This window comes from Amycolatopsis sp. lyj-112 (assembly GCF_046549055.1).
Classification (GTDB): domain Bacteria; phylum Actinomycetota; class Actinomycetes; order Mycobacteriales; family Pseudonocardiaceae; genus Amycolatopsis.
Genome location: NZ_JAJPWS010000012.1, coordinates 195,863 through 219,139, shown reverse-complemented (window position 1 = coordinate 219,139; position 23,277 = coordinate 195,863). Strand labels below are relative to the sequence as shown.

Annotated in this window: 20 protein-coding genes; 9 read left to right on the top strand and 11 right to left on the bottom strand. The window is 69.7% G+C overall.

The features are described 5' to 3' along the window. The first annotated feature begins 44 nt into the window (after positions 1–44). Positions 45–1,322, top strand: coding sequence for a threonine/serine exporter ThrE family protein (locus ACLJRL_RS32190; RefSeq protein ID WP_410660094.1), 1,278 nt, complete (start codon positions 45–47; stop codon positions 1,320–1,322). Between the two features lie 15 nt (positions 1,323–1,337). On the opposite strand, the gene ACLJRL_RS32185 is transcribed toward ACLJRL_RS32190, so the two are convergent. Next, positions 1,338–2,378, bottom strand: a complete 1,041-nt coding sequence (locus ACLJRL_RS32185) for a LacI family DNA-binding transcriptional regulator (RefSeq protein WP_410660093.1) — start codon at positions 2,376–2,378, stop codon at positions 1,338–1,340. Between the two features lie 144 nt (positions 2,379–2,522). Here ACLJRL_RS32185 and ACLJRL_RS32180 point away from each other — a divergent pair, with 144 nt between their 5' ends. The 6 genes from ACLJRL_RS32180 to ACLJRL_RS32155 all read left to right on the top strand — a co-directional run bounded on the left by ACLJRL_RS32180 (position 2,523) and on the right by ACLJRL_RS32155 (position 9,959). Continuing rightward, complete coding sequence (locus ACLJRL_RS32180) at positions 2,523–4,031, top strand: sugar ABC transporter ATP-binding protein (protein WP_410660092.1); 1,509 nt, start codon at positions 2,523–2,525, stop codon at positions 4,029–4,031. Then, entirely contained in the window at positions 4,028–5,002 is a 975-nt protein-coding gene (locus ACLJRL_RS32175; protein ID WP_410660091.1) for an ABC transporter permease, read from the top strand. The genes ACLJRL_RS32180 and ACLJRL_RS32175 overlap by 4 nt, the downstream gene beginning before the upstream one ends. Before the next feature lie 10 nt (positions 5,003–5,012). Further along, a complete protein-coding gene (locus ACLJRL_RS32170; RefSeq protein WP_410660090.1) occupies positions 5,013–6,017 on the top strand; it encodes an ABC transporter permease in 1,005 nt (334 codons plus the stop codon). A 5-nt stretch (positions 6,018–6,022) separates the two neighbouring features. Then, the gene (gene rhaS / locus ACLJRL_RS32165; protein WP_410660089.1) at positions 6,023–7,084 is read left to right on the top strand and encodes a rhamnose ABC transporter substrate-binding protein; all 1,062 of its coding nucleotides are present in this window, start codon (positions 6,023–6,025) and stop codon (positions 7,082–7,084) included. 28 nt (positions 7,085–7,112) lie between these two features. After that, a complete protein-coding gene (gene rhaI, locus ACLJRL_RS32160; protein ID WP_410660088.1) occupies positions 7,113–8,288 on the top strand; it encodes an L-rhamnose isomerase in 1,176 nt (391 codons plus the stop codon). A gap of 102 nt (positions 8,289–8,390) precedes the next feature. Further along, entirely contained in the window at positions 8,391–9,959 is a 1,569-nt protein-coding gene (locus ACLJRL_RS32155; protein WP_410660087.1) for a PucR family transcriptional regulator, read from the top strand. Here the strand turns inward: ACLJRL_RS32155 and ACLJRL_RS32150 are convergent. The 10 genes from ACLJRL_RS32150 to ACLJRL_RS32105 all read right to left on the bottom strand — a co-directional run bounded on the left by ACLJRL_RS32150 (position 9,947) and on the right by ACLJRL_RS32105 (position 19,951). Further along, positions 9,947–10,816, bottom strand: coding sequence for a polysaccharide deacetylase family protein (locus tag ACLJRL_RS32150; RefSeq protein ID WP_410660086.1), 870 nt, complete (start codon positions 10,814–10,816; stop codon positions 9,947–9,949). The genes ACLJRL_RS32155 and ACLJRL_RS32150 overlap by 13 nt on opposite strands. Then, on the bottom strand, positions 10,813–11,934 hold the full coding sequence (locus tag ACLJRL_RS32145; RefSeq protein ID WP_410660085.1) for an NADH:flavin oxidoreductase: 1,122 nt from the start codon (positions 11,932–11,934) through the stop codon (positions 10,813–10,815). Before ACLJRL_RS32145 ends, ACLJRL_RS32150 begins: the two co-directional genes overlap by 4 nt. Beyond that, positions 11,931–12,560 (bottom strand): DUF1989 domain-containing protein, encoded by a 630-nt coding sequence (locus ACLJRL_RS32140; RefSeq protein WP_410660084.1) that lies wholly within the window; start codon positions 12,558–12,560, stop codon positions 11,931–11,933. Before ACLJRL_RS32140 ends, ACLJRL_RS32145 begins: the two co-directional genes overlap by 4 nt. Before the next feature lie 252 nt (positions 12,561–12,812). Then, positions 12,813–14,069 (bottom strand): DUF222 domain-containing protein, encoded by a 1,257-nt coding sequence (locus ACLJRL_RS32135; protein WP_410660083.1) that lies wholly within the window; start codon positions 14,067–14,069, stop codon positions 12,813–12,815. Between the two features lie 253 nt (positions 14,070–14,322). Beyond that, positions 14,323–15,639 (bottom strand): ABC transporter substrate-binding protein, encoded by a 1,317-nt coding sequence (locus ACLJRL_RS32130; protein WP_410660082.1) that lies wholly within the window; start codon positions 15,637–15,639, stop codon positions 14,323–14,325. Next, on the bottom strand, positions 15,636–16,661 hold the full coding sequence (locus tag ACLJRL_RS32125) for a branched-chain amino acid ABC transporter permease (RefSeq protein WP_410660081.1): 1,026 nt from the start codon (positions 16,659–16,661) through the stop codon (positions 15,636–15,638). The genes ACLJRL_RS32130 and ACLJRL_RS32125 overlap by 4 nt, the downstream gene beginning before the upstream one ends. Continuing rightward, positions 16,645–17,523, bottom strand: a complete 879-nt coding sequence (locus tag ACLJRL_RS32120) for a branched-chain amino acid ABC transporter permease (protein ID WP_410660080.1) — start codon at positions 17,521–17,523, stop codon at positions 16,645–16,647. Before ACLJRL_RS32120 ends, ACLJRL_RS32125 begins: the two co-directional genes overlap by 17 nt. A 10-nt stretch (positions 17,524–17,533) precedes the next feature. Continuing rightward, positions 17,534–18,238: an ABC transporter ATP-binding protein gene (locus ACLJRL_RS32115; protein WP_410660079.1), complete on the bottom strand. Its 705-nt coding sequence runs from the start codon at positions 18,236–18,238 to the stop codon at positions 17,534–17,536. Beyond that, positions 18,225–18,986, bottom strand: a complete 762-nt coding sequence (locus tag ACLJRL_RS32110; protein WP_410660130.1) for an ABC transporter ATP-binding protein — start codon at positions 18,984–18,986, stop codon at positions 18,225–18,227. Before ACLJRL_RS32110 ends, ACLJRL_RS32115 begins: the two co-directional genes overlap by 14 nt. Positions 18,987–19,093: 107 nt before the next feature. Then, positions 19,094–19,951 carry an alpha/beta hydrolase family protein gene (locus tag ACLJRL_RS32105; RefSeq protein ID WP_410660078.1) on the bottom strand — a complete coding sequence of 286 codons (858 nt, stop codon included), beginning with the start codon at positions 19,949–19,951 and terminating at the stop codon, positions 19,094–19,096. Positions 19,952–20,091: 140 nt separating this feature from the next. Here ACLJRL_RS32105 and ACLJRL_RS32100 point away from each other — a divergent pair, with 140 nt between their 5' ends. Both ACLJRL_RS32100 and ACLJRL_RS32095 read left to right on the top strand, forming a co-directional pair. Beyond that, on the top strand, positions 20,092–20,688 hold the full coding sequence (locus ACLJRL_RS32100; protein WP_410660077.1) for a QsdR family transcriptional regulator: 597 nt from the start codon (positions 20,092–20,094) through the stop codon (positions 20,686–20,688). Positions 20,689–20,766: 78 nt separating this feature from the next. Continuing rightward, a complete protein-coding gene (locus tag ACLJRL_RS32095; RefSeq protein WP_410660076.1) occupies positions 20,767–23,157 on the top strand; it encodes a LuxR C-terminal-related transcriptional regulator in 2,391 nt (796 codons plus the stop codon). Positions 23,158–23,277: the final 120 nt, after the last annotated feature.

Here is a 23,277-nt window from a genome sequence, read left to right as displayed (position 1 = left end):
AAGGGATGATCTCCTCCGACATCCGGCGATGAACAGGGGACAGTGTGCACGCGCGTGGCGACGCCGACCTGGCGCGAGCCTTGCTGGTCATCGTGGAGACCGGCGAACTGCTGCTGCTCTCCGGCGCGGGTGCCGCGGAGGTCGTCACCACCATGGGAGCGGTGGCCGACGCCTACTCCCTGCCCGAGTGCGTCGCGGACGTGACGTCCACGTCGCTGATGGTCTCGTACCGCTCGTCCCCGGAGACCCTGCCGATCACCGAGGTCCGGCTGGTCGGCGAGTACGGCCTGGACTACGCGCGGCTGCGGTCGGTGCACCGGCTCGTCGCCGGGATCCGGGCCGGGGTCGTGGGGCCGGAGGCGGCGCTCGCCGCGCTGGACCGGATGCGATCGAGTCCGCCGCCGTACAAGCCATGGCTGGTGGCGCTGGCCTTCGCCGTGACCGGCGCGTCCTTCACCTTGATGCTGGGCGGCGGCGCGGTGGTGTTCGCCGCGGCCTTCACCACCACGATCGTCGTCGAGCTGCTGAACCGGTGGCTGAGCGGGCGCCGGGTGCAGCGGTTCTACCAGTGTGTGCTGGGCGGCGCACTGTCCACTGTGGTCGCGACCCTGCTCCAGCTCACCGAGCTGACCACTCAGTCCTCACTCGTGGTGGTCGGCGGGATCGTGGTCCTGCTTCCCGGCCTGGCCTTCGTCGCCGGGGTCCAGGACGCCATCGCCGGCTATTTCATCACCGCCTCCGCCCGGATCCTCGACGCGGCCATCCAGACGTTCGCGATCGTCGGCGGCGTCGGGGTGGCGCTCTATGTCGCCGTCCAGTGCGGCGTGCACGTCCCGCTGGCACCCTTCGCCGTTCGCGCCGCCCAGGAATGGCAGCAGTTCGCCTTCATCGGCGCCGCCGCCGCGGCCGTCTGCGTGGGCTTCGCGACCGTGACCCAGTCCTCGCCCAAGCTGATGCTGAGCTCCGGTGTCACCGGAGCGGTCGGCTGGACGGTGTACCTCCTGCTGTCCCAGAAACTCGGTGGCCCGCCGGTGCTGGCCGCCGCCGGTGCCGCGGTCGTGGTCGGCCTGACCAGCCAGATCGTCGCCCGCCGGTTCGACGTGCCGCCGGTGCTGCACATCGTGGTGGGCATCGCGCCGCTCGCCCCGGGATCGACGATCTACCAAGGCCTGCTCAGCCTCAGTCAGGGCGAGTCACTGGCCGGGCTCCTGACCGTGGGGCAGGCGGCCGCGATCGGCCTCGCCGTCGCGGCGGGCGCCACACTGGGCCCGCGCCGGGTGGCCGCGCCGAAGCCCGAAGCGGATTTCCGGGCTCCTGATTGATTGGTGGTGAACTGATCATTCCGCCGGGGAAGACGAGGCCCGGACGATGAGTTCCGGGGTGAAGGTGACCTGCTGGTGCTCGTGACCGGGATCGGTGGTCTCTTCGACGAGCAGATCGGCGGCCGTGCGGCCGAGCAGCTGGCGGGGCTGTCGGACCGAGGTGAGCGGGACCGTGGCCGCGGCGGCGAACTCGATGTCGTCGTAGCCGACGATGGCCAGGTCGTCCGGCACCCGGATCCGCAGGCCGGCGCAGGCCTGCAGCAGGCCGAGCGCGAGAAGGTCGTTGGCGCAGAAGGCGGCGGTGGGCCGCCGCGAGGACGGGAGCCCGGCGAGACGCCTGCCCGCCTCGCTTCCCTCGGCGACGGTCAGTTCGTCCGTGCTCAGCCGGACCAGGTTCTCGGGGCCGAACCCGGCGTCGCGCAGGGCACGTAGCGCGCCGTCGTGGCGATCGCGAACCTGGCCGATCTCGGTGCTGCCGCCGACGAAGGCGATCCGTTCGTGGCCCTGTTCGAGGAGGTGCCGCACGGCGATCTCCCCGCCGTGGACGTCGTCGACCGCGACCGAGCAGAGCGTGGCGTCGCTCCGGGTGCGGTCGACTATCACCACGGGTGTTCCCCGCCGTGCGATCTGGTCGAGGGCGGGGGAGCCGGGGTCGGTCGGGGTGATCAGGATGCCCTGCACCCGTTGCTCCTCGAGCCTGTCCAGGTAGGCGTTCTCCCGCCCGGCGTGGTTGGCGCTGTTGCACAGGAACAGGGACAGGTCCTCCGCACCCACCGCGTCCTCGATCCCGGCGGCGACGTCGGTGAAGAACGGGTTCCGGCCGTCGAGCATCACGTACGCGATCACCCGGCTGCGCCCCGCTCGCAGCTGCCGGGCGGATTCGTTGCGCACGAAACCCAGTGCCGCCATGGCCTTTTCGACCTTGGTGCGGGTGCCGGGGCTGACCCGGCCGGGATGGTTGAGCACGTTGGACACCGTGCCGAGCGAGACCCCGGCGGCGGCGGCGACCTGCTTGACGCCGGCCGCCCTGATCTCGCTCGGTTCGCGTGCCGCCATGGCTGCCCCCTGCTTCCCGCCCTCAGAATTGAAACGTACTAATCAGTGCTGAACAACGATCTTAGCTCGTCATTGACTTCGGTTTCGGGTACATAGTAGCGTCGCCGCGACAGGTTAATGAAACCTTTCAATCCGGAGGTCGCAGTGAGGCGGCAGAACCCGGGCGACGTTCCCTTATTGGACGTCCGAGGTGTCTCGAAAGCGTTCGGCGCCGTCGCGGCGGTCGCCGGGGTGTCGTTCCCGCTGTATCGGGGCGAGGTGCACGCACTGGTCGGTGAGAACGGCGCGGGCAAGTCGACGATCGTGAAGATGCTCGCCGGTGTCCACCGGCCCGACACCGGTTCCCTGCTGGTGGACGGCGAACCCGTGTCGTTCGGCTCCCCGGCCGAGGCGAAGGCCGCCGGAATCGCGGTGATCTATCAGGAACCCACGTTGTTCCCGGACCTGACGGTCGAGGAGAACATCGTGATGGGCCGCCACCCGCGCCGTGGTCTCGGCATGATCGACCGTGCCGCCATCCGGGCCGAAGCGGAGCGACTGTTCGCCAGGCTGGGGGTCCGGATCGACCCGGCCCGTCCGGCGCGGGGCCTCTCGATCGCCGACCAGCAGATCGTCGAGATCGCCAAGGCGCTCAGCGCGGACGCGCGGGTGCTGATCATGGACGAACCGACGGCCGCGCTCAGCCTGGTCGAGGTGGAGCGCCTGTTCGCTGTGGTGCGCTCGCTGCGTGAAGAGGGCGCCGCGATCATGTTCATCTCGCACCGGTTCGAGGAGATCACCGGGCTGTGCCAGCGGGTCACGATCATGCGTGACGGCAGGCATGTCTCCACCGATCCGCTCGACGGCCTCACCATCGACGAAATGGTGCGTCGCATGGTCGGCCGCGATCTTGAGGCGTTGTTCCCCAAACAGGACGTCGAACCCGGCGCCGTCGTGCTCGAGGTCGACGGGCTGTCATCCGGCGGCGTTTTCCGTGACGTGTCCTTTTCCGTCCGGGCAGGCGAGATCGTCGCGTTCGCGGGCCTCGTCGGCTCCGGGCGTTCCGAGGTGGTGCAGGCGGTTTTCGGGGTGGACGCAAGGGATTCGGGCGTCGTGCGGGTGAACGGCCGGAAGCTCCGCCCGTTCTCCGTCCGTTCGGCGATGGGCGCCGGGATGGCGCTGGTCCCGGAAGACCGGCGGCAACAGGGTCTGGTGATGGACCTGTCGGTCGAGCGGAACGTGACGCTGCCGCGGTCGGGCGCGCTCGCGCGGTTCGGTCTCCTGTCCGGCCGGGGCGAGCGGCGCGAGGCCTTGGACTGGACGAAGCGGCTGCGGACGAAGTTCGGCGGGCTCGGTGACGCCGTCGGCACGCTTTCCGGCGGCAACCAGCAGAAAGTGGTGCTGGCCAAGTGGCTCGCGACGACGCCGAAGGTGCTGATCGTGGACGAGCCCACCCGCGGGATCGACGTCGGCACCAAGGCCGAGGTGCACCGGCTGATGTCGGAGCTGGCGGCGGACGGGGTCGCCGTAGTGATGGTTTCGTCCGATCTGCCTGAGGTCCTCGGCATGGCCGACCGGGTTCTCGTGATGCGGGAAGGCCGGATCGTGGCGGAGATCCCGCGCGCCGAAGCGACGGAGGACTCCGTGATGTTCGCGGCGATGGGGGCGAAGTGAACGTGACCAAGGCCCGTGAGTCGGGGATCGTGCTCGCGCTCGTCGTGCTGGTCGTCTTCACCGTGTCGCAGAACTCCCGATTCCTTTCCGGGCAAGGCATCCGCGACATCCTGCTCGGGACGGCGATCCTCGGGGTGCTGGCCGTCGGGCAGGCGATCGTGGTCGTCACCCGGAACATCGACCTTTCGGTGGGCTCCGTGCTGGGCCTTTCGGCCTTCGCCGTCGGATCCCTGATGCAAGACAACCCGGGCCTGCCGGTGATCGCCGCTATCCTGGCCGGGATGGGTGTCGGCCTGGTCTGCGGGCTGGTCAACGGAACGGTGGTGCGGTTCGGCCAGGTGCCCGCGCTCGTGGTCACGCTCGGCACGCTGTACGCGTTCCGCGGGGTCAGCTATTTCTGGGCCGGGGGCCGGCAGATCAACGCGGACGAGCTACCCCAGTCCTTTTTGGACTTCGGGACGGCGACGATCCTCGGCGTGCCGTGGCTGGTCCTGATCGCGGTGCTGGTGATGGCCGTCGCCGGGGTGGTGCTGCGCAACTACCGGCTCGGCCGCGAGTTCTACGCGATGGGTTCGAGCCCGGCGGCCGCGCTGCTCGCCGGGATCAAGGTCGGCCGCAACACCAGTATCGCGTTCGCCGTCAGCGGTGCGCTCGCCGGTCTCGCCGGTGTCCTGTTCGCCGCGAGGTTCGGGACCATCGACGCGGCGGCGGGGACGGGCTACGAGCTCACCGTGGTCGCGGCCGTGGTGGTCGGCGGGGTCGCGGTGTTCGGCGGCAGCGGTTCGGTCTGGGGCGCGAGCCTCGGCGCGCTCCTGCTCACGGTCATCGGCTCCGCGCTGGCGGTGCTCGACATCAACCAGTTCTGGCAGCAGGCGATCGTCGGCGCGCTGATCCTGCTCGCGATCGGGGCCGACCGGCTGGTCGCCTTCCGGGTGGCGAAGGCGTTGAAGAAGAGGGATTCCCGTGTCTGACACAGCATCTGTGCGTACTGTGCCTCCCTGGCTGTCCCGGTTGGCGAGCTGGGACGCGGCCGTGGTCGCGGTGACCGCCGTCGTCCTGCTCGTCGCCGTGCTGACGGTCGAGAACTTCGGCAGCGGCCGGAACTTCACCTTCCTGCTGCTCGACCTGCTGCCGGTCGCGCTCATCGCGTTGCCGATGACGTTCGTGATCGTGACCGGTGAGATCGACCTGTCCGTCGCCAGCACGCTCGGGCTCACCTCGGCCGTGATGGGCCTGTTGTGGGACAAGGGAATGGCGATCGAGACGATCATCCCGCTGTGCCTGGTGCTGGGCGCCGTCCTCGGTGCGGTGAACGGCTTCTTCGTCACGGTCCTGAAATTGCCTTCGCTGGCCGTCACGATCGGCACTCTCGCGCTGTATCGCGGGCTGGCGTTCGTCGTCCTCGGCGACGCGGCCGTCGCCGGTTTCCCGCGTGACTACACGTCCTGGATCACCGGGACGATCGGCGGCGGGCCGATCCCCAATCTGCTGATCCCGCTGATCGTGCTGGCGGTGATCTTCGGTGTGGTGCTGCACGCGACCCCGGTCGGCCGCGCGGTGTTCGCCGCCGGGGCGAGCGAGCAGGCGGCGCGGTTCGCCGGTGTCCGCACCGGCAGGCTCAAGTTCTGGCTCTACGTCGTCGGCGGCGCGGTCGCCGGGCTGGCCGGGGTGCTGTGGACACTGCGGTATTCCAGCGCCCGCGCCGACAACGGTTTCGGTATCGAACTCGCCGTGGTGGCCGCCGTGCTGCTGGGCGGGGTCTCCATCTTCGGCGGCAAGGGCACCTTGCCCGGTGTGCTCGCCGGGGTGGTGCTGCTCGCGACCCTGCAGAACGCGTTGCGCCTGCAGGACGTCTCGAACGAGGCGCTCAACGTCGTGACCGGCGTCCTTCTCATCGTTTCGGTTCTGCTGCCCAACATCCTGTCCTCGGCTCGCACCGCGATCCGGCGCCGGCGGCGTATCGCCGGCGATATCCCAGAAAGGTGACGACCATGAAACGTCGACTTCTCACCGGCGTCTTCGCGGTGGCCATGGCGGCGACGCTGACCGCCTGTAGTGGTACCACCAAGAACGACACCGCCGACACGGGTGCTCAGCAATCCGCCGGCGCCGCGGATCCCAACGCCGCGCTCAAACAGGGCGTGAAGATGGCGTTCCTGCCCAAACAGCTCAACAACCCCTACAGCGACATCGAAGTCGGTGGCGGCAAGACCGCGCTGGAGGAGCTCAAGGGCGAGTACAAACTCGTCGGCCCGAACGACGCGAGCGCGTCGTCCCAGGTCAGCTACATCAACACGCTGATCCAGCAACAGCAGGACGTCATCGGCATCGCGGCGAACGACCCGAACGCGGTCTGCCCGTCGCTGAGCCAGGCGCGCTCGTCGGGGATCAAGGTCGTCGCGTTCGACTCGGACGCGGCCAAGGACTGCCGGGACGTGTTCATCAACCAGGCGACCACGCAGGGCATCGGTGAGCAGCTGGTGAAGATGGCGAACGAACTCGCCGGCGGGGAAGGCGAGATCGCCATCCTGTCCGCGACCCCGAACGCCACGAACCAGAACGCGTGGATCGAGGTGGCCAAGCAGACGCTGGCCAAGCCGGAGTACGCGAAACTGAAGCTGGTCAAGGTCGCCTACGGCAACGACGACGACCAGAAGTCGTTCCAGGAGGCGCAAGGCCTGCTGCAGTCGTACCCGAGCCTGAAGGCGATCGTCGCCCCGACCACCGTCGGGATCGCCGCCGCGGCAAGGTACATCAGCTCGTCGAGCTACAAGAGCAAGGTCGCGGTCACCGGGCTGGGCACGCCGAACCAGATGCGGGCCTTCGTCAAGGACACCACGGTCAAGCAGTTCGCGTTGTGGAACCCGGCCGACATCGGCTACCTCGCGGCATACGCGGGCGTGGCCCTGAGCTCGGGGCAGATCACCGGCGCCGAGGGCCAGAAGTTCAAGGCGGGCAAGCTCGGTGAGTACACCGTCGGCGCGAACGGCGAGATCGTCCTCGGCCCGCCGACGGTGTTCGACGCGAACAACATCGACAAGTTCAACTTCTGACCGTGCGCCGCGCGTGACAAAGAAAGGCGTGATCGACTTGCCCGACGTCAAGGCCGTGAAAGCCGCGCTGGCCGCGCAGCGGATCGAGACGCCCTCGTGGGCGTTCGGGAACTCCGGCACCCGCTTCAAGGTGTTCCCGCAGCCCGGTGTCCCGCGCACCGCCGAGGAGAAGATCGCCGACGCCGCCACCGTGCACCGCTTCACAGGGATCGCGCCCAGCGTCGCGCTGCACATTCCCTGGGACCGGGTCGACGACTTCGCCGCGCTGACCGGCTACGCACGCGACCAGGGCATCACGATCGGTGCCATCAACACCAACGTGTTCCAGGACGAGGACTACAAACTTGGCTCGGTCACCAATCCCGCCGCTGGGATCCGCCGCAAGGCGACCGATCATCTGCTCGAAGCGATCGCCATCATGGACGCCACGGGTTCGCGCGACCTGAAGCTGTGGTTCTCCGACGGCATCAACTATCCGGGCCAGGACGACCTCCGTGACCGGCAGGACAGGCTGGCCGCGGCGTTGCGCGAGACCTACGACCGGCTCGGTGAGAACCAGCGGATCTTGCTGGAGTACAAGCTTTTCGAGCCCGCGTTCTACGCGACGGACGTCCCGGACTGGGGCACGTCCTACGCGCATTGCCTCGAACTGGGCGAAAAGGCGACGGTCTGCATCGACACCGGGCATCACGCGCCCGGGACGAATATCGAGTTCATCGTCGCGTTCTTGTTGCGGGCCGGGAAACTCGGCGCCTTCGACTTCAACTCCCGGTTCTACGCGGACGACGATCTCATGGTCGGCGCGGCGGATCCGTTCCAGCTGTTCCGCATCATGTACGAGATCGTGCGCGGCGGCGCGCTCGACCCGGCGTACGGGATCAGTTTCATGCTGGACCAGTGCCACAACATCGAGGCGAAGATCCCGGCGATCATCCGGTCGGTGATGAACGTCCAGGAGGCCACCGCGAAGGCGCTGCTCGTGGACCGCGACGTGTTGCGGGTGGCTCAGCAGGAAGGCGACGTGCTCCGGGCCAACGCGGTCCTGATGGACGCCTACAACACCGACGTCCGGCCGCTGCTCGCGGACCTGCGTACCGAAGCGGGACTGGACCCGGATCCGATCGCCGCCTACCACCGGAGTGGCTACCAGGCGAAGATCGTGGCCGAGCGGGCGGACGGTGAGCAAGCCGGCTGGGGCGCCTGACCACCCTCCCACTCCCGCGTTTAGTCCTCTAAGGGCGGGAGTGGGGCGCCGGCCGAAGGCGATCCTCCAGTCTCAGCGGGTCCGACTGGATATATTCACACCATGCTGAACCTGGAATCGCTTCTCGCGGACCCGGATCTCGAACTGCGGGTGGTCGAGGCCGGGCTCGACGGGGCGCTGGGGGAGCAGGCGCTGTGGGTGCACAACACCGAGCTGCCCGACCCGGCGCCGTACCTGCGCGAGCACGAGATCGTGCTCACCAACGGCCTGTGGCTGGAGCACACCGATCCGGCGGATTTCGTCGCGAGCGTGCATCGCGCCGGGGCGGCGGGGATCATCTTCGGTCTTCGTGTCGAACAGCGCGAAACCCCGCCGGAGCTGGCGCGGACCTGCCGTGAAGCGGGGCTGCCGTTGCTGGAGATCTCGGTGGCGGTGCCGTTCACGGCGGTCACCCGCGCGGCGGCGGCGATCCAGGCCAAGGGCAGGCAGAACGCGCTGATGTCCGTGGTGCGCCGCGGGGACGCGCTGGCCTCGGCGCTGTCGAGGGGCACCGGCGCCTCCGGGGTGCTGGCGGTGCTGCGCGACGACCACGACCTGCCGCTGGTGGTGGTGGACCGGCTGGGCCGGGAGCTGGCGGCGGCGGGCGCGGAGCTGGACGCCGGGCAAGCGCGCGCCGCGGCGGAGGCACTGGCCGGACATCCGCCCCCGCTGGAGGCGGACCTCGGCGCGGGCGTGCGGGCAGCGCTCTTCCCGGTCGGCGCGATCGGCGGCGCGGACGCCGCGCTGTTGTGCCTGCGACCCGTGACGGAACTGTCCGAAGTGGAGCGTGCCGCGCTGGATCAGACCGCTCGCTATCTCAGCCTGGAAGTGGCCCGGCATCAGGCGGTCCAGGCCATCGAGATGCGGTTCGCCAGCGAGTTGCTGGACATGGTGCTCTCCGGCGCGCAGCGTGCCGCCGAGGTGCCCGGCAGGCTGCGCGCGTTCGGCGTCGATCCGGACGGGTCGCTGGCGGTGTTCGCGCTCGCGTTCGCCGGAGACGACGACTCGGCGACCCTGCCCGGCATGGCCGAGGCCACCACGGACTTCCTGCTGACGGGCGGGCTGCCCGCGGTCGTGGCGGCGGGCAGCCGTGACGTGGTGGCGGTGCTGTCCCTGCGATCCGGGGCGCAACCGCCCGCCACGCTCGCGCCCCGGCTGGCGGCCGCGGTGTCGCACCGGTTCGGTGGCAGGCGCGTGGTCGTGGGCCTGGCCGATCCCGTGTCCGGCGCGGCCGGGCTGCGCATCCCGTTGCTGCGCAGCCGCGAGGCCTGCCGCGCGCTGCGGGGCAGACGCGGCGGGCCGGTGACGGCCAGCTTCGCCGACCTCGGCAGCTATCGGCTCCTGCTGGAGTCGCACGACGAGCAGTGGCGGCACACGTTCGCCGACGCTCTGCTCGGCCCGCTGCGCGAGCACGACCGTTCCCGCGACGGCGACCTGGAGACGACCCTGCGGGCGTTCCTCGATCACGACGGTCAGTGGGCGGCCACCGCCGCGGCCCTGTACGTGCACGTCAACACCTTGCGCAACCGGCTGGCCCGCGTCGCGGAGCTGACCGGCCGCGACGTCGGGCGCACCGCGGACCGGGTCGACCTGTTCCTGGCGCTGGAAGCGGACGCGGCTCAGTCCGGGTAGACCGCCGGATCGACTTCGAGCCGCCGCAGCGGCTCGGCGACCAGCCCCGGATCGGCCAGCGCCGCGGCCGCCACGTCGCGGCACCGGGCGAACCGGACGTCGCCACAGCCGAGCCCGAACTCGATCAGCTCCCGCACCGCGGCCAGCCGTCCCGGCCTGCCCGACAGGAACGGGTGCAGGCACAGGTTGAACAGGCAGCGGTGACGGCGCATCGCGTCCAGTTCGGCGCGCCACATCTCCAGCACCCGCACCGGCGAGGTGATCACCGAACCGATCTGTGGTGCGGGCAGGAACGCGTACTGCTCCCAGTCGTCGAGCGACCAGTGCACCGGCAGTTCGGCGATCCGGCCCTGCTCCGTCTCGATCAGATAGGGACGGTCGTCGGCCATCAGCGACGAGTCGTAGCTCAGGCCGTGCCCGGCCACCAGCCCCGGCGTCTCCCAGGTGGCCTCCCAGCCCGCCGCGCGATGCCCGCTGATCTCGATGCCCTGCTCGGCGAACACCGCCATCCCGCGCTCGAAGTCGGCCCGCTGCTCGGCGGCGGTCATCCCGGTCGGCGGCCGGTGGCTGTACGAGTGGTGGGCCACCTCGTGGCCGCGCTCGACGATCGAGGCGGCCAGGCCGGGCCGCTGTTCGGCGACCCAGCCCGGTACGAAGAACGTCGCGGGCACGGCCAGTTCGCCGAGCAGGTCCAGGATGCGCGGCACGCCGACCCGGGGCCCGTACGCCTGGTGCGACATGGTCGAGAGGTGCTCGGCGTAGCCGCGCCCACGGGCGAGGATGGGGGACTCCGCGTCCACGTCGAAGGTCAGGGTCACCACGGCGGCCGCGCCGCCGTGCCAGTTCTTGTCGGTCACGGTCGACGACTCTCCCGCCAACGGCGCGCGTTGGCCACCGTGACCACCGGGTCGAGCATCGCCCGGTCGAAGCCGGCGAGCGGCTCGTCGGCCGCGACCCTGGAGGGCAGGTCCGGATTCGCCAGCGCGCCGTGCCCGATCGAGAGCAGGTCCGCGTGCCCGCCCGCCAGCACCTCCCGCGCCTGGCCGGGGTCGTGCATCCCGCCGTTGGCGATCACCGGCAGGCCGGTGACCTTCCTGGCGAGCGCCGTGAGGGTTTCGCCGCCGTCCAGCCGCGCGGTCTCCAGCCAGTTGCGCCCTTCGCTCGCGATGTGCAGATAGCCCGCGCCGGCCTCGGCGACCGCCGCGAAGATGATCTCGGCGTCCGCGCGGCCACCCGGCCAGCGGTAGGTGAAGTCGTTGACCTTTGTCTGCGAAAGCCGAGCGCCCACCAGTAGATCCGGTACGGCCGCGGCGATGGCGGCGACGACCCGGGCGGTCAGCCGGATCCGGTTGGCGACCGGGCCGCCGTACTCGTCGGTGCGCCGGTTGGTGTAGCCGGTGAGGAACTGGTCGAGCAGATAACCGTTGGCGGCGTGCACTTCGACGCCGTCGAAGCCGGCCCGCCGGGCAAGTTCGGCCGCGGCGACGTACCCGTCGACGACGTCGTCGATCCCGGCCGTGGTCAGCTCCCGGGGCGCGGGCCACGGTCCGGAGCCGCCGTACGCGGGCATCATCTCGCCGCGCGGTACGACGGCCGAGGGACCCACTGTGTGTTCCTGGTGCGGATTGCCCTGGGCGATCGCGCCCGCGTGCATGAGCTGCGCGATCATCCGCCCGCCCGCCGCGTGCACCTGGTCGGTGACCACGCGCCAGCCGGCGACGTGCTCGTCGCGCACGAGACCTGGCTGGTTGAGGTAGCCCTGGCTGGCCGCGGCGTCGGTGTAGGTGCCCTCGCTGATGATCAGGCCGAATCCGCCGTGGGCGTACGCGGCGTAGTAGTCGGCCATCTCACCGGTGGGGGTGCCGCCGGGCTGTGCGGAGACCCGGGTCATGGGTGCGACGGCGTAGCGGTTGCGCAGTTCGAGGCCGCCGAGCGTGATCGGGGCCAGCGCGGGGTGGGCGAGGTCGACGGTCATGACTGATTTCCTTCGGTGTGAACGATTTCGAGGGCGAGCGGGGACAGGTGGTCGCTGATGCGCACCAGATCCTGCGGGCAGGCGGAGAGCACGACCACGCAGTCCATCTCGGCGCGGAGCGTGACCGCGTCGCCGGGCCGCGAGGACGCGGTCAGCCAGCTCAGCCGTCCGCCTTCGCCGACCGGGATACGCATGAAGACGTTGATCGGCTGCGGGGTCGGGCCCGCGTGGCTCAGCCCCATCTCGGCGAGGGCCTCGCGCAGGTTGGCCGCGCACGACCGGTGCCCCGGCGCCCCCAGCGCCGCGTACCGGGCCGGGTCGCACGCCGGGATGAGCATGTCGTGCTCGCCGGGGGAGGTGTCCTCGACCAGGGTCAGGACGGGCCGCCGCCGGTCGGTCGCGAACGACTCGCCGACGGCGGGGAAGAGCCGGTCGACCAGGGCCCGGGTGTGCGCGGCGCTGTGGTGCTCGGTGAGTTCGCCTACGCCGTCCGCGAAGGCGAACAAGTCACCGACCTGGCCGCCCGCCACGTCGATCACCCGCACCAGGTCTCCCGCCGCGACCCGCACGGCCCGCCCGGTGCCCGGCGGCACTTCGGTCCGGTTGGTTCTGCTCGGTGCTGTCATGCCTTCAGTCAACCGTTGGCGGCCCTCGGTTGCCATGTGGGAACAGCCAGTCTTGAAGGTGGTGAATGGAGAAAGCTCCAGTCACTGGACGGAATCTATTGGGCAGGTGTGGCTCCCGTGCTGAGCCACCTCTCGGAGGCGGGGCTGCGGCCCCTTGCGGTCGACTTCTCCGGAAGGGGCCGCTCCGGAGGCGAGTTCACGCTGGAAACGGCCACGGTCCCGGACTTCGTCTGGTGCATGATCATCGGTGGTTCAGATCTGGAGGTGCAGGGTGTTGCGGCGTGGGGTGCCGGTGGGGTCGAGGTAGGTGGGCGGGGTGAATTCGGGGAGTCCGTCTTGGGCGATGTGGACTTTCCATTGGCTGCTGTGGATGAGTTTGTGGTGGCGTCCGCAGAGTAGGACGAGGTTGTCGATCTTTGTTTCGCCGTGGTGTCGCCACATGACGATGTGGTGTGCGGTGCAGCGGAACACCGGCATGTCGCAGCCGGGCCAGGCGCAACCCCCGTCGCGGGCGGTCAACGCGTATTTCTGCGGGATGGTGACGGTGCGGGCGCTGCGGCCGACGTCGAGTGGTTCTCCGGCTTTGCCGAGGACGACGGGTCGGATGCGGCAGTCGCAGGCCAGGGTTCTCGCGTCGGTGGCGTTGAGCGGTCCGGCCAGTTCGAGTTGGGCGTTGTTGAGGTCTCGGATCAGGTCTTCATACGACATGGTGATCAAGATGTGGGTGGATTCCCCCGCCTGACCCGGCAAATCGGGGCTCGCGGTCTTCATCCGCACGTAGTCACCGAACGCGTCTCCGTACCGTTGGGCCTGAGTCCGCGGATCACGTTCGCCGTCCTCGGCCTTGTGGGGCTTCGCCAGGGGATCGAGGTCGGTTCGCAACCGGGCGTAGATCTCCTGATCCACGGTCGCGACCACCCCGAGGCTGCCATCCCGGTGATGGACGAACTTCAACTCCGGGCGGGTGGGTTTCGGGTCATCGTCCTTGGGTTCTTTCCCGTCAGGATCCAGGCGGGCGAGCAGGTCACGTCCGGCCCGGGCGACTGCTTTCGGCCCGGCGACCCGGGCAAGGTCGACCAAGATCTTCTCCCCGGCCCGCACCTCCTCCTCAGGCACCGCGGCGGGGATCTGGGTGAGGGTGCGGATGATCGGATCGAGCTGCGCACCACCCACCACACCGTCAGCGGCGGCCACAGCCGCCAACGGAGCCACCGCGGGCACATCCTGACCGGTGAACGTCGGCGTCGGATGCAGAGCCAGCACCCGTTCGGCACGGGCTTTCGCATCCGCGGGAGTCAGGCGCAGATCTTCCTCGATCAACCCGGCCAGCGAGTCATGCCCGGACACACCCCGCAACCCACGCCGATGAATTTCCGAATACACCTCATATTGCTCGGCCAGCAGTTTCCGGACCGCGATCTCGATATCCACCGTCCGCGACAGCAGCATGTTCTTGTCGACGCGCCACCATTCGCGGCGCGTCGACTCAGGAACATCGATGCTGGTCATGACATCAACGTTAGCAACATTCGAACATGTGTGCTAGTTAAAATCGCAAGGTGTTTGAAGTCGTCGGAATCACTAGAAAGGGTGAACCGAGACGTCTGCGTAGCTTCCTTCGCACGCGAAGGAAGCTACGCAGAAATACGCGATTGCTCACTGGTTTGGAAAGGGTTGTCTCCTCGTATTTCGATCCGGTTGTAACCCCAGGTGACTCACGGGCATTGGCGCCGTGGATACCCTTCGTCCCTCTCCAGCTCCTCTACTTGCCCGGTGTCACCGGGATGCCGTTGGCGGGCGGGACATCACCGGCGGCCGATTCGTCCACCTGGATGGGGCCGTCGCCGATGTCGGTGACCAGCACCGGCGTCAGGTCGTTCCCGACGGCGCCCTTGAGTTCGACCACCGCCATCCCGGAGATGCCGAGGTGGTTGTCGCCGGTGTAGCGGAACGGCGCCAGGCCGGGACCCGCGAAACCCTTGCCGGACTGCTCGATGGCCTTGACGACACCCTCCCGCGTCAGGTCCTTGCCCGCCGCCTGCAACGCCTGGACGAAGGTGTACGCCTGCGCCATCCCGTAGATCCGGTAGTTCGTCAGGCCGCCGTCCTTGCCGTGCGCGTCCCAGACCTTCTGCCACAGCTTCGTCCACGGGTCTTCCGGCTTGTCGACGCCAGGCAGGTACTCGGTGGTCATGACGCCGTCGATGAGCGACGCGCCGTTGCTCACCTTGCCTTCGGAGAAGCGCGCGAGCAGCGAACCGACGAGCGCGGGGTCGGAGCCGACGTTGCTGTAGAACCACTTCGGCTTGAAACCGATCTTCAGCGACGCCAGCTGGGAGAGTGCGGTGTACGACGGAACGTTGAAGCCCAGCACCAGATCCACGCCCGCGGCCTGGAGTTTCGCGATCTGCGGTGCGACGTCGGTGTTGCCCGGCGAGTACTTCGCGACTTCCACGATCTGCTTGTCGAGGTAGCGGCGCGCGCCCTTCTCGCCGTCGCGGCCGAAGTCGTCGTCCTGGAGGAACAGGCCGACCTTGGCGTTGGGCAGGTTCTTCCGCACCCAGTCGCCGATGATCTTGCCTTCGATCTCGTAGTCCGGCTGCCAGCCGAAGGTGAAGGGCGCCTTCTTCGGGGCGTCGCCCCAGCGCAGCGAACCCGACGAGACGAACAGGTCCGGGACCTTCGAGTTGTTCAGGAAGTCGACGACGGCGCTGTGCGTCGGCGTGCCGAGGCCGCCGACCATCGCGAAGATCTCTTCCTTGAGCACGAGTTCGTTGGTGACCTGGCTGGTGTTCGTCGGGTTGTACCCGTCGTCCTTCACCACGAACTCGATCTTGCGGCCGTTGATGCCGCCGTTCGCGTTCACGTAGTCGTAGTAGGCCTGATGCCCGCTGGGGATTTCGCTGTAGCCCGGCGCGGCGACGCCGGTCAGCGGGAAGTGCGCCCCGATCTTGATGGTGGTGTCGGTGACGCCTACGGTCGAGCCCTTCTCCTCGCCTTCGGGCCGGCCGCCCGCCCCGCAAGCGGCCGTGACCGTCACAGCCAGCAGCAGTGCCGCGATTCTGAACCAGGGTTTCATGAACTTCGCCTCCGATGGATGAGTTTCCGCAGCCCGCCCGCGACACCGGCCGGTGCGAGCAGCACGATCAAGACGGTGACCAGGCCGTAGATCAACGGCGCCAGTTGCGCGGCCTGGACATCGGCGAGCCCGAGGTCCGTCCCGGCTTCGGACACCAGCGGCGGCAGGAACGTCAGCATCGCCGCCCCGACGAGCGCCCCGGCCAGACTTCCCAGGCCGCCGAGCACCACCGCGGAAACCAGCAGCAGTGACAACGTCAGCGCGAACCCGCTCGGTGCGGCGAGCCGGGCCGACAACGCCATCAGCGCACCGGCGAGCCCCGCGCAACCAGCGCTGACGACGAACGCCTGAACCCGTGCGCGGCCGAGGTCGATCCCGGCCAGTTCGGCGGCGACGTCGTCGTCGCGCACCGCCTGCCAGTTGCGGCCGACGCGGCTCCGGGACAGGTTCGCCAGCAGCACGAAAACGAGGAGCACGGCGATCCAGGAGAGGTACGCGAGGTAGCGGATCTGCGTGAGGTCCTGGCCGGTGACGAAGTACGCGGCGTCCGCGAGCCAGCCGGGGATCTCCGGCATCCGCACGGTCAGTCCCTGTTCGCCGCCGAGGGATTCGCTGAAGAACAAGGGGATCCCGGGTACGGCGACGGCGAGCGCGAGTGTTGCGCCGGCGAGATACGGCCCGTGCAGCCGGGCCGCGGCGACCCCCACGACCGCCCCGACGACCAGCGTGACCACGACGGCCAGCAGCAGGATCACCGGCAGGGGCAGGGAAGTGTCGGGCGACCGGAGCAGGAGCGCGGTCGTGTAGGCGCCGACCGCCATCAACGCTCCATGGCCGAGCGAGAGCTGCCCGTTCAGTCCGGTGAGGACGGTCAGGCCGCCCGCCGCGATCGCGAAGTACGCCATCGCGGTGAACTGCGCGTTGAGGAACGGGCCGGTGGTCTCGAGTACGAGCACGACGACGACCAGCGCGGCGAGCGCGAACAGCAGATGCCTGCGGACCACTTCAGACCCTCCGCTCACGGACGCTCGAGAACAGGCCGCCGGGTTTGAGCAGCAGCACGACCATGAGCATCGCCAGCGCGGCGAGCGGAACCAGTTCCGAACCGACGTACCCGCTGATCAAGCTCAGCGAAAGTCCCAGCACGACGCCGCCGACGACCGCGCCGACCGGGCTGTCCAGCCCGCCCAGCACCGCGGCGACGAAACCGTAGACGACCACACCGTCCATATAGGACGGATGGACGAGACCGCCGCCCGCGATCAGCAGCCCTGACAGCGAACCGGCGAGCGCGGCGAGCGCCCAGCCGAGCGTGAGCATCCGCCCGACCCGCACCCCGAGCAGCCGGGACACCTCCTGGTCGAAGGCCGCCGCCCGCATCCGCAAGCCGAGATCGGTACCGCGGAACAACAGTACGAGCCCGGTCAGCACCACGCTGACGGCGACGATGGTGAACACACCGAACCCGGTCAGCGCGATCGTCGTGTCGCCGACCCGGAAGCCGGTGAGCCCGAACGGCGCCGGGAACGACCGGTACCGCGCGCCGAACACGATCGCGGCCACCGCGTGCAGCACGATGAACAGCCCGAGGGTGAGGATCACGGCGTTGATCTCGGCCTTGCCGGAGACGAACCGGACCACGAAGCGTTCCACCACGGCACCGAGCACCAGCCCGGACAGCAGCGCGACGACGAAGCCCAGCCAGTACGACCAGCCCGCGTCGATCAGCACCAGGGCGATGTAGGTGGTGATCATCGCCATCGGCGCCTGCGCGAAGTTCACGATCCGTGTCGCCCGCCAGATCAGGACCAGCGCCAGGGCGAACGCGGCGTAGACCACGCCCAGCGTCAGGCCGGTCAGCGTGGTGGTCAGTAGTTGCTGCACAAGGCCCCTTTCAGAATCCGAGGTAGGCGTGACGCAGGTCGTCGTCCGCGACGAGGGCGGCCGCGTCGCGCCGGACGACCACCTTGCCGAGGTTGAGCACGACGCCGTGGTCCGCGATGGACAGCGCGCTGCGCGCGTTCTGCTCGACCAGGACGACGGCCAGCCCGTCGTCGTGGACGAGACCGCGCAGCAGGTCGAAGATCTGCGCGACGATCAGGGGAGCGAGGCCCAAGGACGGTTCGTCGAGCAGCAGCACCTTCGGCCGGGACAACAGCGCGCGGCCGATCACCAGCATCTGTCGTTCCCCGCCGGAGAGCACGTGCGCGAGCCCGCCCTTGCGTTCGGCCAGAACCGGGAACAGGTCGTAGATCCGGCGCAGGTGACGTGCCGTCGCGCGGCTGCCCGACCCGAGCGCGCCGAGCCGCAGGTTCTCCTCGACGGTCAGTTCGGCGAGCACGCCACGGCCTTCGGGTACGTGCGCGAGCCCGAGGCCGGGAAGGTCCTCTGTGGACACTCCGGTGACGTCGCGGCCGGCGAGGGTCACGCTGCCGCTCGTGGGCCGGACCAAACCGGAAATGGTGCGCAGCAAGGTGGTCTTGCCGGCGCCGTTCGCGCCGAGCACCGCGGTGATCTCGCCTTCCGCGGCCGAGAGGCTCACGGAGTCGAGCGCACGCACCGGGCCGTAGCTCGCCGACAGATTCTCAACGGTCAGCATGGGAGGTCACCTCTTCGCCGAGGTAGGCCGCCTGGACCGCCGGATCCGCCCGGATCTCGTCCGGTGTCCCGCGGGCGATCACCTTGCCGAAGTCCAGCACCACGATGTGGTCGCAGACGGTCATCACCAGATCCATGTGGTGCTCCACGAGCATCACCGACATCCGGCCGGTCAGGCCACGGATCAGGTCGCCGATCTCGGTGATCTCGGCCGACGACAGCCCGCCAGCGGGTTCGTCGAGCAGCAGCAGATCCGGTTCGCCGACCAGTGCCCGCGCGAGGGCGACCCGTTTACGCACCGGATACGGGAGGCTCGACGGGTAGCGGCCCGCCACGTCGGCGATCCTGAACTCCTCGAGCCGGGTCATCGCCCGTTCGATCAAGGCTTTCTCGTCCCGGGCCCGGCGAGGCAGGCCGAGCAGTGACGGCCAGAAGCCGGTCTTCGCGTGCCTGTCCGCGCCCACCAGCACGTTGTCCAGCACGGTCATCCGGCTGAACAGGCCGAGTTCCTGGAGGCTGCGGGCGATGCCGTGCCCGGCGAGGTGATGCGGGCGCAGCCGTCTCAGTTCGCCGCCGCGCCAGGACAGCGTCCCGGTGTCCGGCCGGACGAACCCGCACGCCACGTTGAACAGCGTGGTCTTACCCGCCCCGTTCGGGCCGATCACACCGAGCACCTGGCCCGGCTCGGCGATCAGCGAGACGTCGGACAGCGCGACGAGACCACCGAAGGTCACCGATACGCCGGACATCTCGAAGGACGACAGGGTCGAGGCCACGCAAGAACTCCCAACAGCGGAAAGGAAAGGGTGGAACAGGTCCCGGCGCGGCCGGACCGCGGCCGCGCCGGGACCTGGGATCAGGCGTGCGGGCAGGTGTCGCGGTAGTCGCTGATCGCCCGGTCGTCCGGGGCGGGACAGAGGAACTGCTCGTAGCGGGTGTCGTTGTCCACGAACCGCTTCAGCCACGAGATCGTGTACTTGGCCATGGTCGTGTTCGCCGTGTTCGGGAAGAAGTGGCTCGCGTTGTCCAGCTCCATGTAGGCCTTCTCCGACGAGGCGGGAATGGAGGTGTAGAACGGGATCGAGTGCGACGCCACCGGTGCGACCGAGTCGGACTCGCCGCCGATGACGAACGTCGGCACCCGCAGCGAGGACCACGACTTCTGCGTGTTCCACGGCGCGAGCGGCACCGCCGCCTGGAGCGAGGGCCGGTCCTGCGCGGCTTCGAGCGAGCCGCCTCCGCCCATCGAGTGCCCGGCCACGGCGAGGCGGGAGGTGTCGACGCGGGTGCGGACGCTGCTGCGCTGGGTCAGGTAGTCCAGCGCGGCCAGCAACTGGTCACCGCGGCTGGCGGGCTGGTCGTAGATCGTGTTGGTGTCGATGGTGAACACGACGAAGCCCTGCGATGCCAGCCGTGGGCCGATCCACGCGATGCTCGACTGGGTCGCGGTGAACCCCGGTGAGACGGCGACCGCGCCGAACGTGCCCTGCGCGGTGCTGGTGGGGTAGTAGATCGTGCCGCCGCCGAAACCGGTGACGGCGAGGCTCGACACCGATGTCTGCGACACCGCGAACGAGCCGCGGGAGGCCTCGATGCTGCTTTCGGTCGGGGCCGGGCCCCGTTCGTAGGGGTTCTCGGCGGCGTAGGCCGTTGGCGCGATGGCGAGTGCTGCGACCGTTGCCAGTCCACAAAGGATCCGGGTCGTACTTCGCATGGTGCCCTCTCTGTTCGCCGTTGAACACAGTCCGTCGTGATGGACTGTGGCAAACGGCCGCAGGCGCCTGCATCGGTGAAATCGCCGGTCTTCGCCCGCGCCCCCTCCCAGGCGGTGCGTCGCCCGTACCATCGGCGATCGTGAATCCCTCAGCCGAGGACCTCGTCCGCACCGCGGCGCGGTGGATCGATCGCGGTGTCCGCGTCGACACCTCCGCCTTCGCCCAAGAACTCGGCATCTCGCGCAGCACCCTGTTCCGCCGTGTCGGAAACCGGGAAGATCTGCTCGGTGATGCCCTCTATTACCTGTCCGAGCGCACCCTGACGGCCGCCGTGCGCACCTGGGAGCGCGATGAGGGCGATGTGGTGCGCAATGCGGCCGGCGAACTGCGATGCCTCGCGATCATGACCGAGTACCGGTCGGTGCTCGCGGCGAGCGAGGGCTTCCGCCGCTTCCTCGACGACGAGCCGGCGGTCGCGATCCGGCTGCTCACCGATCCGGACGGGAGGGTCCAGCCGAGGGTGATCGCGGCGCATGTCGAGTTGCTGCGCCGCGACGTCGACGCCGGGGGATTCACGCCTTCGGTGAGCCTGGGCAGCCTCTGTTACGCGATCGTCCGGCTGGGCGAGGCGTTCCTGTACTCCGACGTCCTCGCGTCCCGGACCCCGGACCTGGACGCGGCGTCGACGCTGCTCGCGGCGCTCGTGGAAGGACGGGTGCCGAGCAGGACCCTGTGAAACAGCGCCTCCTGAAACAGGACCTTGTGAAACACTTGCGCCTAGTGTTTCATCGGAGGGGACTTCGAGGAGGCGCCGATGCCTGTCCGGGATGTGGCCGCGTACCCGCTCCGGGGCAGGGAAGCCCTCTTCGGCGGGCTGCGGTCGGTCGCCGGCAACGCCGTGCTCGTCCGCGGCACGGAAGGGCTGGGCAAGTCGGCCTTGCTGACCGCCTTGCGCGCCACGACGGGCGTCCGTCTCCTCGGCGTCCGGGGCCTGCGGGCCGAACGCGCGCTGCCATTCGGCGCGCTGCACCGGATGTTCGGCACCCCGGTCTCCGGCGGCGCGGAAACCCTCGGCCGGCTGAGCGCGATTCCGGTACCCGCCGTCTGCTGGGTGGACGACGCGCAGTGGATCGACGCGGAGTCCTTGGCGGCCTTGGGGTTCGCGGCGCGACGGCTGTCCGGGCAGCCGATCGGGATGGTGCTGGCCTCGCTGTCCGGGTCCGAGGAATTCGAGTCCGTCGAACTCGCTCCCTTGACCGACGACGCGGCGGATCTGCTGCTGCGTGACCGCGGCGTGCCGGCCGGGGTCCGTCCGCAACTGGTCGAACTGGGCGGCGGGAATCCGGCCGACCTCGTCGAACTCGCGTCCTCACTGACACCCGCGCAGGCGTCCGGCCGCGAGCCGGTCTCGCCGGTGCTCAAGTCGCGGTTGCTCCGCTACACGGCACAGCTGGACGCGATGCCCTCCGGCGAACGCGTCCGGCTTTTGGCCGCCCATATGGACGTTTCGGCGAGCAAGGCGACACAGTCGACGTGGTACGCGGCGGCGTCCCCGGCGGATCGCCGGGCGGCGCACGCCCACCTGGCGGCCCTCCTGGAAGGCCCGGACGTGCTCTGGCACCGCGCGATGGCGACCGCCACGCCGTTCGCGCCGCTCGCCGACGAACTCGCCACCGCGCCCGCCGCGGACCACACGGCCTCGGCCCGGCAGCTGGAACGGGCGGCTGCCTTGACCGCCGATCCGTCGGTGCGGGCGGAGCGGTTGCTGGCCGCGGCCGGGGCGGCCTGGCAGGCGGGCAGACCGGGCTGGGCCCGGCTGCTGCTGTCGCGAGTGGACTCCGAACCGGGTGCGGTGGCGTTGCTGCACGGCGAGATCGAACTGCGCGACGGTGACCCGGCGGTGGCCACCCACGAACTGACGACGGCGGCGGAACTCCTGCCCGACCCCGCCGTCGCGCTCCTGCTGGCCGGCGAGGCGCGGCGGCTCGGGGGTGACATGAGCGGATATCGCGGCCTGGCCCGGGCGATCCCCGCCGAAGACGGCTTGGTGTCCGCCCATTTCGCCGGTCTCACCTCGGTCTTCGCCGACCGCCACGACGACGCCGCCGATCCGCTGGAGGTGGCCGTCCGCCGGGGGATGACCGGTGCCGACGTCGCCGGAGCCGTCTGGGCCGCCGAGGCCGCTTTCGCCCGGGGGCACGCGGAACGAGCGCACGAATGCGCGGCCGCCGCGGTGAGCCGCGCGCGGCTCGGCAAACGGCACGCGGAACTGCCCTGGGCGTTGATCTATCTCTCGCTCTCGGCGATCGTGCTCGACCGCATTCCTTGCGCCAGAGCGGCTTCCCTCGACGGGCTGCACGCTCCCCACAACCTGCGGATGGAACACCTGACGCTCCTCGGCCTCGCCGCCGCGCTGGTCGGCGACCGGGCGCCCGAACTGGACGAGGCGACCGAGGGGATCGCGAACCGGGGTCTCGGGCGGCCGGCCGCCATCGCCGCGTGGGCGAACGCCTGTCTCGACCTGGCCGAAGATCGTCCGGACGACGCCTTGGGCAGACTCGAAGACCTCGCCTCGGGTGTTTGCGGTGACCAGCCGGTGATCCGCGCGCTCGCCACACCGCAACTCGTCGAAGCCGCCGTGCTCGCCGGGCGGCCCGAACGCGCGCGGAAGGCGCTCGACGTCTTCGATCGCTGGACCCTGGCGGGCGCCGAACCCTGCTGGCTCGCGCTGAGCCATCGCTGCCACGGGCTGACCGCGGCGGACGCCGTCACCGCCGAACACCACTTCCGCCTGGCCATCGACGCTCACCGGCTGGCGGGCGGCGCCATGGAACTCGCCAGGACCCGGCTCGCCTACGCCACGTCGTTGCGCAGGCACCGGCGCGCCAAGGACGCGCGCGATCAGTTCCGCGATGCCTTGCGGGGCTTCGAGAACGTCGGTGCGACGCGCTTCGCGGAACGTGCCCGCGCCGGTCTCCGGGCGACCGGGGAGACGGTGGACGCGCCGCCCCGGTCGCTCGCGGGGCTCACCCCGCAGCAGGACGCGATCACGCGATTGGTCGCGGCGGGGGAGACCAACAAGGAGATCGCGCGGCGGCTGGTGATCAGTCACCGGACGGTGGATCACCACCTGCGCAACATCTTCACGTCCCTCGGCGTGCGCTCCCGGGTGGAACTCGCCCGCCGGGTCGCGGCCGCGGAATGATCTCGATCCGTCAGGGCTTTCCCGCGGGCGGCAGGAGCGCGGCGAGGTCGAGTTCTCGAGGGAATCCAGGCCCGCATCGAGAAGTGACCCACCACTCACGCAGCGAGAGGACTATTGATA